12 protein-coding genes are annotated in these 14987 nt (G+C 73.4%); 10 read left to right on the forward strand and 2 right to left on the reverse strand.

Annotated elements, in window-relative coordinates:
• Positions 1-157 precede the first annotated feature (157 nt).
• The gene (gene metK / locus B1H29_RS30210; protein ID WP_055415913.1) at positions 158-1366 is read left to right on the forward strand and encodes a methionine adenosyltransferase; all 1209 of its coding nucleotides are present in this window, start codon (positions 158-160) and stop codon (positions 1364-1366) included.
• 153 nt (positions 1367-1519) lie between these two features.
• A complete protein-coding gene (locus B1H29_RS30215) occupies positions 1520-3670 on the forward strand; it encodes a primosomal protein N' (RefSeq protein WP_055415912.1) in 2151 nt (716 codons plus the stop codon).
• 109 nt (positions 3671-3779) lie between these two features.
• Here B1H29_RS30215 and B1H29_RS30220 read toward each other — a convergent pair whose 3' ends face one another.
• The gene (locus B1H29_RS30220) at positions 3780-4334 is read right to left on the reverse strand and encodes a hypothetical protein (RefSeq protein ID WP_055415911.1); all 555 of its coding nucleotides are present in this window, start codon (positions 4332-4334) and stop codon (positions 3780-3782) included.
• A gap of 334 nt (positions 4335-4668) precedes the next feature.
• On the opposite strand from B1H29_RS30220, the gene fmt reads away from it, so the two are divergent.
• The 6 genes from fmt (at position 4669) to B1H29_RS30250 (ending at position 11094) form a co-directional block, all read left to right on the forward strand.
• Complete coding sequence (fmt, locus tag B1H29_RS30225) at positions 4669-5601, forward strand: methionyl-tRNA formyltransferase (protein ID WP_055415910.1); 933 nt, start codon at positions 4669-4671, stop codon at positions 5599-5601.
• 80 nt (positions 5602-5681) lie between these two features.
• The gene (locus tag B1H29_RS30230) at positions 5682-7109 is read left to right on the forward strand and encodes an RsmB/NOP family class I SAM-dependent RNA methyltransferase (protein WP_055415909.1); all 1428 of its coding nucleotides are present in this window, start codon (positions 5682-5684) and stop codon (positions 7107-7109) included.
• Between the two features lie 174 nt (positions 7110-7283).
• On the forward strand, positions 7284-7970 hold the full coding sequence (rpe, locus tag B1H29_RS30235; RefSeq protein WP_055415908.1) for a ribulose-phosphate 3-epimerase: 687 nt from the start codon (positions 7284-7286) through the stop codon (positions 7968-7970).
• 77 nt (positions 7971-8047) lie between these two features.
• The gene (locus B1H29_RS30240; protein ID WP_055415907.1) at positions 8048-9091 is read left to right on the forward strand and encodes a sugar-binding transcriptional regulator; all 1044 of its coding nucleotides are present in this window, start codon (positions 8048-8050) and stop codon (positions 9089-9091) included.
• 98 nt (positions 9092-9189) lie between these two features.
• The gene (locus B1H29_RS30245) at positions 9190-9543 is read left to right on the forward strand and encodes a barstar family protein (protein WP_055415906.1); all 354 of its coding nucleotides are present in this window, start codon (positions 9190-9192) and stop codon (positions 9541-9543) included.
• 108 nt (positions 9544-9651) lie between these two features.
• Positions 9652-11094 (forward strand): GuaB1 family IMP dehydrogenase-related protein, encoded by a 1443-nt coding sequence (locus B1H29_RS30250; protein ID WP_055417650.1) that lies wholly within the window; start codon positions 9652-9654, stop codon positions 11092-11094.
• Between the two features lie 147 nt (positions 11095-11241).
• Here B1H29_RS30250 and B1H29_RS30255 read toward each other — a convergent pair whose 3' ends face one another.
• Positions 11242-12198, reverse strand: coding sequence for an IS481 family transposase (locus tag B1H29_RS30255; RefSeq protein WP_055415905.1), 957 nt, complete (start codon positions 12196-12198; stop codon positions 11242-11244).
• A 719-nt stretch (positions 12199-12917) separates the two neighbouring features.
• On the opposite strand from B1H29_RS30255, the gene B1H29_RS30265 reads away from it, so the two are divergent.
• The gene (locus B1H29_RS30265; protein ID WP_055415903.1) at positions 12918-14408 is read left to right on the forward strand and encodes an amino acid permease; all 1491 of its coding nucleotides are present in this window, start codon (positions 12918-12920) and stop codon (positions 14406-14408) included.
• A gap of 15 nt (positions 14409-14423) precedes the next feature.
• Complete coding sequence (locus B1H29_RS30270; RefSeq protein ID WP_055415902.1) at positions 14424-14876, forward strand: Lrp/AsnC family transcriptional regulator; 453 nt, start codon at positions 14424-14426, stop codon at positions 14874-14876.
• The last annotated feature ends 111 nt before the right edge of the window (positions 14877-14987 follow it).

Below are 14987 nucleotides of genomic sequence, written 5' to 3' on the forward strand. Positions count from 1 at the left end.
AAGCGGTGGGGGCCCCGCTCGAGCGCAGCCGTGAGTGGGGGAGGGTGGGCCCGTGGCGGAGCGCGACCGATAAACTGTTCTCGGACGTCGCCGGGTGCAGCTCCCCGTGCCGTCCACCAATGATCAGCCAGCAGCCGCTGCAACCCCAGGGAGCGTTGTGTCCCGTCGCCTGTTCACCTCGGAGTCCGTGACCGAAGGTCACCCCGACAAGATCGCTGACCAGATCAGCGACACGATTCTCGACGCGCTACTGCGTGAGGACCCGACCTCCCGGGTCGCCGTCGAAACCCTGATCACCACCGGTCTGGTGCACGTGGCCGGCGAGGTCACGACCAAGGCCTACGCGGACATCGCCACGCTGGTCCGCGGCAAGATCCTGGAGATCGGGTACGACTCCTCGAAGAAGGGCTTCGACGGCGCCTCCTGCGGTGTCTCGGTCTCGATCGGCGCCCAGTCCCCGGACATCGCGCAGGGCGTCGACACGGCCTACGAGACCCGGGTGGAGGGCGACGAGGACGAGCTGGACCGGCAGGGTGCGGGCGACCAGGGCCTGATGTTCGGCTACGCGTCCGACGAGACGCCGACCCTGATGCCGCTCCCGGTCTTCCTGGCGCACCGTCTGTCCAAGCGCCTGTCGGAGGTCCGCAAGAACGGGACCATCCCGTACCTGCGCCCGGACGGCAAGACGCAGGTCACCATCGAGTACGACGGCGACAAGGCCGTCCGCCTCGACACGGTCGTCGTCTCCTCCCAGCACGCGAGCGACATCGACCTGGAGTCCCTGCTGGCTCCGGACATCAAGGAATTCGTCGTCGAGCCGGAGCTCAAGGCGCTGCTCGAGGACGGCATCAAGCTGGACACGGAGAACTACCGCCTCCTGGTCAACCCGACCGGCCGCTTCGAGATCGGCGGCCCGATGGGCGACGCAGGCCTCACCGGCCGCAAGATCATCATCGACACGTACGGCGGTATGGCCCGTCACGGCGGTGGCGCCTTCTCCGGCAAGGACCCGTCCAAGGTCGACCGCTCCGCCGCGTACGCGATGCGCTGGGTCGCCAAGAACGTCGTCGCCGCGGGCCTCGCCGCCCGCTGCGAGGTCCAGGTCGCCTACGCCATCGGCAAGGCCGAACCGGTCGGCCTCTTCGTGGAGACCTTCGGCACCGCCAAGGTCGACACGGAGAAGATCGAGAAGGCGATCGACCAGGTCTTCGACCTCCGTCCGGCCGCCATCATCCGCGACCTCGACCTGCTCCGCCCGATCTACGCCCAGACCGCGGCGTACGGCCACTTCGGCCGTGAGCTGCCCGACTTCACCTGGGAGCGCACGGACCGCGTGGACGCCCTGCGGCAGGCGGCGGGGCTGTAAGAGCCCGAGCGCCCCGCCCGACTGGTACGTCGCGAGGCCCGGTGTCCCCGGTGGGGGGCGCCGGGCCTCGGCGTGTCCGCGGGCGGGTACGCGGCGCGGGGGTGCGAGCCCGGGCGCCGTCGGTTGTCAGTGGTCTTTGGTAGGAATGCAGGCGTGAGCAGCGAGAACGAACCGGCGGGTGGTGGCGCGCAGGACGCGCCGCCCGAGCAGCTCGCGCTCATCCGGGAGAGCGTGCGCCGGGCGAAGACGCCGCGGGCCAAACCGCGGACCTGGCGCGGAGCCGCGCTCGCCAAGGAGCTGCCCGTCGCCCGGGTCCTCGTCGACAAGGGCGTGCTCCACCTCGACCGGTACTTCGACTACGCCGTGCCCGAGGAGCTGGACGCGGACGCCCGGCCCGGAGTGCGGGTGCGGGTGCGGTTCGGCGCGGGGCGGCACCGGGTGCGGGACGGGCGGCGCGAGGGCGGGGGGCTCGTCGACGGGTTCCTGATCGAGCGGCTCGCCGAGTCCGACTACTCGGGTCCCCTCGCCGCGCTGGCCCAGGTCGTCTCGCCCGAGCGGGTGCTGGACGAGGGACTGCTCGGACTCACACGGGCGGTCGCCGACCGGTACGCGGGCAGCCTCGCCGATGTGCTGCAGCTCGCCGTACCGCCGCGCAACGCGCGCGCCGAGAAGCGCGCGTCACCCGATCCGCTGCCCCCGCCGCCGGTGCCGGAGCCGGGGCCCTGGGCGCGGTACGAGCAGGGGGCCGCGTTCGTCGCGGCCCTCGCCTCGGGGGGTGCGCCGCGCGCGGTGTGGAACGCGCTGCCCGGCCCGCAGTGGGCCGAGGAACTGGCCCGGGCCGTCGCGGCGACCCTGGCCTCAGGCCGCGGCGCGGTCGTCGTACTCCCCGACGGGCGGGCCGTCGCACGCGCCGACGCCGCGCTGACCGCCCTGCTGGGCGCGGGACGGCACGCAGTGCTCACCGCCGACGCCGGGCCCGAGAAGCGGTACGCGCAGTGGCTCGCGGTGCGCCGGGGGTCCGTACGGGCCGTCATCGGGACCCGCGCCGCCATGTTCGCGCCGGTCCGGGACCTCGGGCTGGTCGCCCTCTGGGACGACGGCGACGACAGCCACAGCGAGCCGCACGCCCCGCAGCCGCACGCGCGCGAGGTGCTGCTGCTGCGCGCCGCCCAGGACAGGTGTGCCTTCCTCCTGGGCGGCTGGAGCTGCACCGTGGAGGCCGCCCAGCTCGTGGAGACCGGCTGGGCACGGCCGCTGGTCGCCGCGCGGGAGCAGGTGCGGGCCGCCGCCCCGCTGGTGCGGACCGTGGGGGACCAGGACCTGGCCCGGGACGAGGCCGCCCGCGCCGCTCGGCTGCCGACCCTCGCCTGGCAGGCCGTCAGGGACGGGCTGCGGCGGGGACCGGTGCTCGTGCAGGTGCCCCGGCGGGGTTACGTGCCGCGGATGGCGTGCGCCGCGTGCCGGACGCCCGCGCGGTGCCGGCACTGCTCGGGGCCGCTGGAGGGGCAGGAGTCCGGTGCCGCGCTGCGGTGCAGTTGGTGCGGGCGCGAGGAGGGCGGGTGGCACTGCCCTGAGTGCGGGGCGTTCCGGTTGCGCGCCCAGGTCGTGGGGGCGCGCCGCACCGCCGAGGAACTGGGGCGGGCGTTCCCGGCGGTGCCGGTGCGCACCTCGGGGCGGGAGCAGGTGCTGGACACCGTGCCGGAGACGCCCGCGCTGGTGGTGAGCACCCCGGGTGCCGAGCCCGTCGCCGAAGGCGGCTACGCGGCGGCCCTGCTGCTCGACGGCTGGGCGATGCTCGGGCGGCCCGACCTGCGCGCCGGCGAGGACGCGCTGCGGCGCTGGCTGGCCGCCGCCGCCCTGGTGCGCCCGCAGAGCGCCGGGGGCACCGTCGTGGCGGTGGCCGAGCCGACCCTGCGGCCGGTGCAGGCGCTGGTGCGCTGGGACCCCGTCGGCCACGCGGTGCGGGAACTGGCCGAGCGGGCCGAGCTGGGCTTTCCGCCGGTGTCGCGGATGGCGGCCGTGGCGGGGCCGGCCGAAGCGGTGGCGGGCTTCCTGGGCGCCGTCGAACTGCCCCGTGAGGCCGAGGTGCTGGGCCCGGTGCCGCTGCCGGTCACGGCCGCGGGGCGGCCGCGGCGGGTGGGTGCGCCGCCTCCCGGGGAGCACTGGGAGCGGGCGCTGGTGCGGGTGCCGCCGGGGCGCGGGGCGGCGCTGGCCGGGGCGCTGAAGGCCGCTCAGGCGGCACGGATGGCGCGGGGGAGCGAGGCGGCGGTGTGGGTGCGGATCGATCCGCCCGACATCGGGTGAGGACGTGCGCGCAGGTGTGACCGGCCGAGGCCCGCACACAGGAGCCCGCCGTCCTCCTGTGGACCGGGAGGACGGCGGGCTTGGGCCGCAGCGACTCGGGCGTAGCGGCTCAGCCGTTGCGCGGGCCGGGAAAGGCGGTCGGCCGGACGTCGTCGCGCAGGGCCTGACTGCCCGCCGTCGGCTGGGTCGGCATGGAACGGGCGGCCGGGACCGTGGGCACGGCGGGGAGGCCGGAGCCCGAGTTGACCGGGTGGGCGCCCGCCGGTTCCGGTGCGTGCTCGGGGGCCTCGGTGATGGTGGGGGCCGCCTGGGCCGCGGCGCGGCGGGAGCCGTAGCGGCGGTGTACCGCCTGCTTGGTGACGCCGAGCGCGGAGCCCACCGCGTCCCACGAGAAACCGAGCGAACGGTCGAAGTCCACGGCGGCCGTGACCAGGGTCTCGACACTGTCCCGGAGTTCCTGGGCGAGACGGACCGTCGGGGCGGGGGCGCGTCCGTAGACGACGAAGCCCGTGGAGGGACCGGAGCGGCGCGGGCGGTAGACGTTGCCGAGCTGGGCGGTGAGGGTGCGCAGCGCGTCCACCTGCCGGCGGACCCGCTCGATGTCCCGCACCAGCAAGTGCAGGCTGGCCCGAGCCTGGGCGTCGTGGGTTGCGTGGTCGGCCATGAACAAGCCTCTCGAACCGGCGTTGAAAGGAATCGGGCCGCGCGGGCGGCCCGGGGTCAACTCTTCCTTGACCAACGCGTGGGCGCTCCGCGGGTCACGGGGTGGGGGCGTGGCGGCATATGCGTGCGCCGCCCGCGGTGCTGTGCGCCTCGCTCTTCGGCCTCGGGCTCCCCTCCCGTCCGTGGACCACCGGCGCACCACCCGCGGCCGGCCGGAGGGCGGGCGGGCGCCCACCGCCCCGGGTGCCGAGCCGTCGGAGGCCTTCCGCCGCGTCCGGGCTCGTAGACTGGTGCGTCGCCCGCAACCACCCCCGCCCGAGAGGCCCGTCCCACCCATGAAGCTCGTCTTCGCCGGTACCCCCGAGGTCGCCGTTCCCGCCCTGGACGCCCTGATCGCCTCCGGGCGCCACGAGGTGGCCGCCGTCGTCACGCGGCCCGACGCTCCGGCCGGGCGCGGGCGCCGGCTGGTCGCCTCTCCCGTGGCCGAGCGCGCGGAAGAGGCCGGGATCGAGGTGCTCAGGCCCGCGAAGCCGCGCGACCCGGACTTCCTGGAGCGGCTGCGCGAGATCGCGCCCGACTGCTGCCCCGTCGTCGCCTACGGCGCCCTGCTGCCCCGCGTCGCGCTGGACGTGCCCGCCCATGGCTGGGTCAACCTGCACTTCTCGCTGCTGCCCGCCTGGCGCGGCGCCGCTCCCGTGCAGCACGCGCTGATGGCGGGCGACGAGATCACCGGGGCGTCCACCTTCCTGATCGAGGAGGGCCTCGACTCCGGCCCCGTCTACGGGACGGTCACCGAGACCGTCCGGCCCACCGACACCAGCGGTGACCTGCTGACCCGGCTCGCCTTCGCCGGCTCCGGGCTGCTCGCCGCCACCATGGACGGCATCGAGGACGGCAGCCTGAAGGCCGTGCCGCAGCCCGCCGACGGTGTCACCCTCGCCCCGAAGATCACCGTCGAGGACGCCCGGGTCGACTGGGCCGCCCCGGCGCTGCGCGTCGACCGGGTGGTCCGCGGCTGCACCCCGGCCCCGGGGGCCTGGACCACCTTCCGGGGCGAGCGGCTCAAGCTCGTGCAGGCCGTGCCCGCGCCCGACCGGACGGACCTCCCCCCGGGGCGGCTCGCCGCCGGCAAGAACAACGTGCACGTCGGTACCGGCTCGCACGCCGTCGAGCTGCTGTGGGTGCAGGCCCAGGGCAAAAAGCCGATGCGGGCCGCCGACTGGGCGCGTGGCGCGCGGATCGCCGAGGGCGAGCTGCTGGGCGGCTGACCACCGCCTCCGTATCACCGTTCGCCGGCCCGACGTACGCTGGTGAGCGCACTTCACCCCACACCCGGAGCACCTTTTTCGTGAGCGAGCAGCCTCGTCGTCCCCGCAAGCCCGGCAAGCCGTACCGCAGGCCTCAGAAGGACCCCGTCCGCGTCCTCGCCTTCGAGGCGCTCAGGGCCGTGGACGAGCGGGACGCCTACGCCAACCTCGTCCTGCCCCCGTTGCTGCGCAAGGCGCGGGAGAAGGAGGGGCCCGAGAAGTTCGACGCCCGGGACGCCGCCCTGGCGACCGAGCTGGTGTACGGGACGCTGCGCCGGCAGGGGACCTACGACGCGATCATCGCCGACTGCGTCGACCGGCCGCTGCGGGAGGTCGATCCGCCGGTGCTGGACGTGCTCAGCCTCGGTGTCCACCAACTGCTCGGGACGCGGATTCCCACCCATGCGGCCGTGTCCGCCTCCGTGGAGCTGGCGCGGGTCGTGCTCGGCGACGGGCGGGCCAAGTTCGTCAACGCCGTGCTGCGCAAGGTCGCACGGGACGATCTCGACGGATGGCTGGAGCGGGTCGCCCCGCCCTACGACGAGGACCCCGAGGACCACCTCGCCGTCGTGCACTCGCACCCGCGCTGGGTCGTCTCCGCGCTGTGGGACTCGCTCGGCGGCGGCCGGGCCGGCATCGAGGAACTGCTCGCCGCGGACAACGAGCGGCCCGAGGTCACCCTGGTCGCCCGCCCCGGGCGCGCCACGGCCGACGAGCTGCTGGGCGAGGAGGCCGCCGTGCCGGGGCGCTGGTCGCCGTACGCCGTGCGGCTGAGCGAGGGAGGCGAGCCCGGAGCCGTCGAGGCCGTCCGGGAGAACCGGGCCGGCGTGCAGGACGAGGGCAGCCAGCTCGTCGCCCTCGCGCTGGCGAACGCGCCCCTGGACGGACCGGACCGGCGCTGGCTGGACGGGTGTGCCGGGCCGGGCGGCAAGGCCGCGATGCTCGGGGCGCTGGCCGCCGAGCGCGGTGCCTTCCTGCTCGCCTCCGAGAAGCAGCCGCACCGGGCCGGTCTTGTGGCCAGGGCACTGGACGGGAACCCGGGGCCGTACCAGGTGATCGCGGCCGACGGTACCCGCCCGGCGTGGCGGCCCGGCAGCTTCGACCGCGTCCTGGTCGACGTGCCGTGCACCGGGCTGGGCGCACTGCGCCGCCGCCCCGAGGCACGCTGGCGGCGCCGCCCGGAGGACCTGGACGGCTTCGCCCCGCTCCAGCGCGGGCTGCTGCGCGGCGCCCTGGAGGCGGTACGGACCGGCGGCGTCGTCGGCTACGCGACCTGCTCGCCCCACCTCGCCGAGACCCGCGCCGTCGTCGCGGACGTCCTCAAGCAGTTCCCCGACACGGAACTGCTCGACGCCCGCCCCCTGCTCCCCGGTGTACCGCACCTCGGCGACGGCCCGGACATCCAGCTCTGGCCCCATCTGCACGGCACCGACGCGATGTACCTCGCCCTGATCCGCCGCACCGCGTAACCGCGCCTCACGTCGGCGGGCGCGGCGGCCCCCTGGTTCCGCCCGCCCGCCGGGACGCGCTCCAAGGGGCGCGGGGAACCGCGCGACCAGCCATGTCCCGCCCGCACCCGCGAAACAACCGCGTACCCCGGGACCGCCGCCCCCCGCCCCCGCCGAGCATGGCAGTCTTGGGGCATGGCCGCGCAGATCAACCCCAGCATCCTGTCCGCCGACTTCGCCCGCCTCGCGGACGAGGCCAAGGCGGTCGGGGGAGCCGACTGGCTCCACGTCGACGTCATGGACAATCACTTCGTCCCGAACCTCACGCTCGGCGTGCCGGTCGTGGAGTCCCTGGCCAGGGCGACGGACACCCCGCTGGACTGCCACCTGATGATCGAGGCCCCGGACCGGTGGGCGCCGCAGTACGTGGAGGCGGGGGCCGGTTCCGTCACCTTCCACGTGGAGGCGGCCGCCGCGCCGGTGCGGCTGGCCCGGGAGATCCGGGCCAAGGGCGCCCGCGCGTCCATGGCGCTGCGGCCCGCGACGCCGATCGAGCCGTACGAGGATCTGCTGCCCGAACTCGACATGCTGCTGATCATGACGGTTGAACCGGGCTTCGGCGGGCAGGCGTTCCTCGACATCATGCTCCCGAAGATCCGGCGCACCCGTGAGCTGATCAAAAAGCACGGTCTGGAGTTGTGGCTCCAGGTCGACGGCGGGGTGTCGGCATCGACGATCGAGCAGTGCGCCGACGCCGGCGCCGACGTCTTCGTCGCGGGTTCCGCCGTGTACGGGGCGTCCGACCCGGCCGAGGCGGTACGTGCATTGCGCACGCAGGCCGAGGCGGCGACCGCCAAGGCGTCTTGGGCGTGCGACCACTGAGGAACAGAAAGTGAACGGCTCTCATCAGGGCTGATCAAGTGCGCCGAATCTGCAAGGATGAACGGCGTATCCAGAGTGTGAACAGCAGTGAGGAGATCGCCGTGTCGGGTATGTCGGCGGGCCGTTCAGCCATGCGGATGGGACCCGCTGAGCTGGTCCAGGCGGCGGCCATGGCCCGCCGCTTCTACCTCGAGGGCAAGTCCAAGATCCAGATCGCGGAGGAGTTCGGCGTCAGCCGCTTCAAGGTGGCCAGGGTTCTCGAGACCGCCCTCGAGAGAGACCTTGTACGAATCGAGATCCGGGTGCCGGCCGAGCTGGACGCCGAGCGTTCGGACGCCCTGCGGGCCCGCTACGGCCTCCGGCACGCCGTCGTGGTGGAGTCCCCGGCCGACGCCGAGGAGACGCCCGACCCGGAGAACCTGGGAGAGGTGGCCGCCGACCTGCTCGGTGAGCTGGTCAACGAGGGGGATGTGCTGGGCCTGGCCTGGGGCCGCTCCACCATCCACATGGCCGCGGCGCTCGACAAGCTGCCGCCGTGCACGGTGGTGCAGTTGACGGGCGTGTACGACGCCGGGACCGCCGAGCGCGGCTCGGTGGAGGCCGTGCGCCGCGCCGCCCAGGTGTCGGGCGGTGACGCCCACCCCATCTACGCGCCGATGCTGCTGCCGGACGCGGCCACCGCGCAGGCGCTGCGCCACCAGACCGGGATCGCCCGGGCCTTCGAGTACTTCGACAAGGTCACGGTCGCCTGCGTCTCCATCGGTTCCTGGGAGCCGGGCATCTCGACGGTGCACGACATGCTCAGCGACGAGGAGCGCGCGCACTACGCCTCGCTCGGTGTCGCCGCCGAGATGTCCGCGCACCTCTTCGACGCCGAGGGGCGCCGGGTCGGGCGGGACCTGGGGGAGCGGTGCATCACGGTCAAGGCGGACCAGCTCCGCCGCATCCCCGAGGTCGTGGCGATCGCGGGCGGGCAGCGCAAGGCGGGGGCCATCGACGCGGTGCTGCGCTCCGGTCTCGTCACCAGCCTGGTCACGGACACGTCGGCCGCGGACTACCTGATGACGTCGGGCTCGGCGCCCAAGTCGACGCTCAACCGGACGGATCCCGACGGGGTCTGACGACCGGTCAGGTGATCAGGCGATCGGACGACCGGATGACGACGGGGCGATCGGGCGATCGGGCGACCGGGCGCTCACGAGAGGGAGAAGGGCGCGAGATGATCGAGGACTTCGCGGGGCGGCTCGTGGTCACGCTGGACCTCGACGGGGTTACGGACAAGGCGGGCCTGATGGACCGCTGCGCCCGTGACCTGGCGCTGCCCGACTGGTTCGGCCGGAACTGGGACGCGCTCGCCGACTCCCTCGCCGACCCCTCCGTCTGGCCCGAGGGCTCGGTGGAGCGGGGGCTGGTCCTCGTCGTGCGGGGCTGGCGGGAGTACGCCGAGGCGCGGCCGGGCGAGTGGGCGGTCGCCGAGGAGGTCTTCGCCGAGGCGACGGACCGCGGTCCGGGGCTCTTCGTGACCCTCGGGCCTGGAGGATCGTCCAAAGAGGTCGCTGACCAGCCTGGATGATCCGACCGGGAGTTGCCGGGCGTCCGCCGTGGGAGAATGAAGTACGTGCTCTTTCCCCCTGGCTGACCTGTCCGGGGGCCACCTCTGATCGACTGGGATGTGCAGCACGTGCGTTTCCTGAATGACATCCAGCCCTCGTACGACCTGACGTACGATGACGTGTTCATGGTGCCGAGCCGCTCCGCCGTGGGCTCCCGGCAGGGCGTGGACCTCGGCTCCCCGGACGGCACGGGCACCACCATCCCGCTCGTCGTCGCCAACATGACCGCCATCGCGGGCCGCCGGATGGCCGAGACGGTGGCCCGGCGCGGCGGCCTGGTGGTCATCCCGCAGGACATCCCGATCGAGGTCGTCACCGACGTCGTCTCCTGGGTGAAGAGCCGCCACCACGTCCTGGACACCCCGATCGTGCTGGCCCCGCACCAGACCGTGGCCGACGCGCTGTCCCTGCTGCCCAAGCGCGCGCACGACGCCGGCGTCGTCGTCGACGAGGATTACAAGCCGGTCGGTGTGGTCACCGACGCCGACCTGAGCGGCGTGGACCGCTTCACCCAGCTCGAAGAGGTCATGTCCAAGGACCTGATCCTCATCGACGCGGACATGGACCCGCGCGAGGCCTTCAACACCCTCGACACCGCCAACCGCCGCTACGCGCCCGCCGTGGACAAGGACGGCCGCCTCGCCGGCATCCTGACCCGCAAGGGCGCCCTGCGCGCCACCCTCTACACCCCGGCCACCGACGAGCGGGGCCGCCTGCGCGTCGCCGCCGCCGTCGGCATCAACGGCGACGTGGCGGGCAAGGCCGGGCAACTGCTGGACGCGGGTGTGGACACCCTCGTCATCGACACGGCGCACGGTCACCAGGAGTCGATGATCGGCGCCGTCAAGGTGGTGCGCGACCTCGACCCGCGGGTCCCGATCGTCGCGGGCAACATCGTCTCCGCCGAGGGCGTGCGCGACCTGATCGAGGCGGGCGCCGACATCGTCAAGGTCGGCGTCGGACCCGGCGCCATGTGCACCACCCGCATGATGACCGGCGTCGGCCGGCCGCAGTTCTCCGCGGTCCTGGAGTGCGCCGCCGAGGCCAGGAAGTACGGCAAGCACGTGTGGGCCGACGGTGGCATCCGGCACCCGCGCGACGTGGCGATGGCCCTCGCGGCCGGTGCGTCGAACGTGATGGTCGGCTCCTGGTTCGCGGGCACGTACGAGTCCCCGGGCGACCTCCAGCACGACGCCAACGGCCGCCCCTACAAGGAGTCGTTCGGCATGGCCTCCGCGCGCGCGGTGCGCAACCGCACCTCCGAGGAGTCGGCCTACGACCGGGCCCGCAAGGGGCTGTTCGAGGAAGGCATCTCCACCTCCCGGATGTTCCTCGACCCGACCCGTCCCGGCGTCGAGGACCTGATCGACTCGATCATCGCGGGCGTCCGCTCCTCCTGCACCTACGCCGGTGCCGCCTCCCTGGAGGAGTTCGCCGAGAAGGCCGTCGTCGGCATCCAGAGCGCGGCCGGCTACGCCGAGGGCAAGCCGCTGCACGCGAGCTGGGGCTGACCGCGCCCGAGTCCGGGCGCCCGGCCCATGGTGTCGGGCACCGGTGCCGGGTCCTGGTGCCGGCCCTGGTGTCGTCAGGGCGGCTGACGTCGAGCCACCCTGACGTGAGGTGAGTCCCCGGCCGGGGACGCCGGTGGCGAGGAGGCCCTAGATGTATTGACCTGAAGCGTTGTTCACGCGGCTGATGGGTGGGTGGCCGCCGAGTGCGGTGTGGCAACGGTGGTGGTTGTAGGTGTGCAGGAAGTCTGCCAGGGCGGCGGTGCGTTCAGCGTTGCTGGTGTAGGGCCGCAGGTAGGCCCATTCGTCGAGCAGGGTGCGGTTGAAGCGTTCGACCTTGCCGTTGGTCTGCGGCCGGTAGATGCGCGTGAGCTTGCCGGACGCGCCGAGGTCGGCAAGCGCCTGCCGCCAGGCGAAGCTCTTGCGGTAGGGCCAGGCATTGTCTGTCAGGACGCGTTCGACGCGGAGGATGCCACAGGTGGCGAAGAAGGCTGCGGCCCGCTGCAGGAAGGCCGCGCAGGTGGCGGCCTTCTCGTCCGGGTGGACTTCGCTGTAGGCGAGGCGGCTGTGGTCGTCGACTGCGGAGTGGATGTAGTCGAAGCCGGTGGTGCGGCGGCGGTCGGGGCAGGCGGCACGGCCGTGGATGCGCCATCCGCCGCCGTCGGGGATGCGGCCGAGTTTCTTGACGTCGACGTGGACGAGCTCGCCGGGCCGGCTGCGTTCGTAGCGGCGGATGACCTGTCCGGTGGGGCGGTCCAGGAAGGCCAGACGGTTCAGGCCGTGTCGGGCCAGGACCCGGTGGACGGTGGAGGCGGGCAGGCCCAGGATCGGTCCGATGCGGGCCGGGCCCAGCTTGCGTTCTTGCCGCAGTCGGCAGACCCGGTCCTCCAGCGCGGCCGGGGTCCGGTGCGGCGTCCTGCGGGGCTGGCTGGAACGGTCGTGCAGGCCGGACTCGCCCTCTGCTCGCCAGCGCAGCAGCCATTTGTGAGCCGTGGGCCGTGAGACGCCCATCTCGGCCGCGACATGCGCTACCGGACGGCCGGAACGGACACGCTCGACCAGCAGCCGCCTGCCGTGAACGGTCAGCCGGGCATTACGGTGGGACATGAAGACCTCCGTGTGGTGCGTTCCTAGACAGCTTCACCACACCGGAGGTCTTCGCCGTGATCAAGCCCCGCCGGCGTTAACAAGGCTCGTGATCAATACACCTAGACCGCACCCGGCTCCTCCAACGGCCCGCACTGAGCGAGGCGGCGGCCCGCGAGGCCGCCCACGGGCCCGGCTCGCCGCCCACGGGCCCGGCTCGCCGCCCACGGGCCCGGCTCGCCGTCCGCGCGGCCCGGGGGCCGGCCGCCTCCTGGCGGCGGATCGGGGCCGCGCCGCGCACCGGCGAGCAGGGCGCCCGGGAGGCGCGCACGCGTCGGTGCGGGGCCCGGAACGCGCACCCGACCGCCCCGGAGGCTCGGTCGCGACGGGGCCGACGCGACTGGGACACGGCCGGCCACGGGGAGCCGGATGGTCGCTGACCAGGGCAGATCCACCGCCCACCGACCCCGGTGCGGGGCGCTCCACAGCCTCCGCGCAACGAACACGCGCCCTGTCCCGGTGAACGCAACGATCGTGCGGAGATGCGCAAGGTTGCTGCATTACCGGGGGGCCGCACCGCTCGTAGTGTTCTGCGCTGTACGTGGCGTGGCGGGGACCCCGCTCGGTGGGTTCCCGCTCTGCACGGGAGTGTCCGCCGGTCCCCGCCGCTCCAGCAGCCCGCCGAGAGCCCTCCCGCTCACCACCGGCGGTGCGACCGGCAGCGACAGAGGAGTCAACGCGTGCTCGACCAAGGCGCACCCCCGCACCACGACGCATCGGCCACCCCTTCTTCCCCGGGCCTGGCCGCGCGCCTCATGCGTCGCAAGCCCGTGGAACGCCTGGTCGCGGAGGGCGGCCAGGGCGAGGGCGGCACGCTGCGCCGCTCCCTCGGCCTGTGGCAGCTCACGATGATCAGCATCGGCGCCACGCTCGGCACCGGCATCTTCGTCGTCCTCGGCGAAGCCGTCCCCAAGGCCGGCCCGGCCGTCACGCTCTCCTTCGTCATCGCCGGCCTCACGGCGCTCTTCTCGGCCCTGTCCTACGCCGAGCTGGCCGGCACCATCCCGGTCGCCGGCTCCTCGTACTCGTACGCCTACGCCACCATGGGCGAGCTGGTCGCCTGGGTCTGCGGCTGGTGCCTGGTCCTGGAGTACGGCGTGTCGGTCGCCGCCGTCGCCGTCGGCTGGGGCGAGTACCTCAACGAACTCCTCGACGGCACCATCGGCGTCACCATCCCGGCGGCGCTCTCGGCCCCGCCCGGCGACGGCGGCATCTTCAACCTGCCGGCGCTGATCGTGGTGCTCCTCGCCATGACCTTCCTGCTGGGCGGTGCCCGCGAGTCCGCCCGCGCCAACACGATCATGGTCGTCGTCAAGATCGCGGCGCTGGTGCTGTTCTGCGCGATCGGCGTGCAGGGCTTCCGCTCCGGCAACTACGAGAACTTCATGCCGCTCGGCATGGCCGGCGTCAGCGCGGCCGGCGCGACGCTCTTCTTCTCGTACATCGGCTTCGACGCCGCCTCCACCGCCGGTGAGGAGGCCAAGAACGCCCAGCGCGACCTGCCCCGCGCGATCATGCTGTCCCTCGTCATCGTCACGGTGCTCTACGTCCTCGTCGCGGCGGTCGCCGTCGGCGCCAAGCCCTGGCGGAACTTCACCGACTCCGAGGCCTCCCTCGCCCAGATCATGACCGACGTCACCGGCCAGGACTTCTGGGGCACCCTGCTGGCGTTCTGCGCCGTCATCGCCATCGCCAGCGTCGTCCTGACGGTGCTCTACGGCCAGACCCGCGTCCTGTTCGCCATGTCCCGCGACGGACTGGTGCCCAAGGTGTTCGCCCGGGTCCACCCGAAGACCGGCGCGCCCCGCGCCAACACGCTGATCGTCTCGCTGTTCTGCGGCGTCCTGGCCGCCGCCGTCCCGCTCGGGCAGCTCGCCGACGCCACCAGCATCGGCACCCTCTTCGCCTTCGCCCTGGTCAACGTGGCCGTCGTGGTGCTGCGCCGGACCCGTCCGGACATGCCCCGCACCTTCCGGGTGCCGCTGTCGCCGGTTCTGCCGGCGCTGGGCCTCGCCTTCTGCGTCTGGATGATGGGCAGCCTGTCCACCGTCACCTGGGTGGTCTTCGGTGTCTGGATGGCGGTCGGGCTCGTGTTCTACTTCGGGTACGGCCATCGCCGCTCCCGGCTCGCCACGCCGGACACCTCACAAGTCCAGACGCACCAGAAGTGAAGTGAACGACCCGCAGTGCTGAACGATCTCGACGAACGCATCGTGCACGCCCTCGCCGAGGACGCCCGCCGCTCCTACGCGGACATCGGGCAGTCGGTCGGCCTCTCCGCGCCCGCCGTGAAACGGCGCGTGGACCGGCTGCGCGCCACCGGAGCCATCACCGGGTTCACCGTTCGGGTCGACCCCGCCGCGCTCGGCTGGGAGACCGAGGGGTTCGTCGAGATCTTCTGCCGCCGCAACACCTCGCCGGAGACCATCCAGCGGGGCCTGGAGCGCTACCAGGAGGTGGTGGCCGCGTCCACCGTCACCGGCGACGCGGACGCGGTCGCCCAGGTCTTCGCCTCGGACATGCGGCACTTCGAACGGGTCCTGGAGCGGATCGCCGGCGAGCCGTTCGTGGAGCGGACCAGGTCCGTGCTCGTGCTCTCGCCACTGCTTCGGCGCTTCTCGTCGGGATCGCCCACGTGAGCAGGGGCTGCCTCCGGTAGCCGGGGCAGCCTCCGGTAATCGGTGGGCAGCGGGCCCGGTGCCGTCTAGCATCGGTGCCATGACCTGGCGACATTGATCCACCAGCCGTGC

Origin of the sequence: Streptomyces pactum, assembly GCF_002005225.1 — a bacterium.
Taxonomy (GTDB): Bacteria; Actinomycetota; Actinomycetes; order Streptomycetales; family Streptomycetaceae; genus Streptomyces; species Streptomyces pactum_A.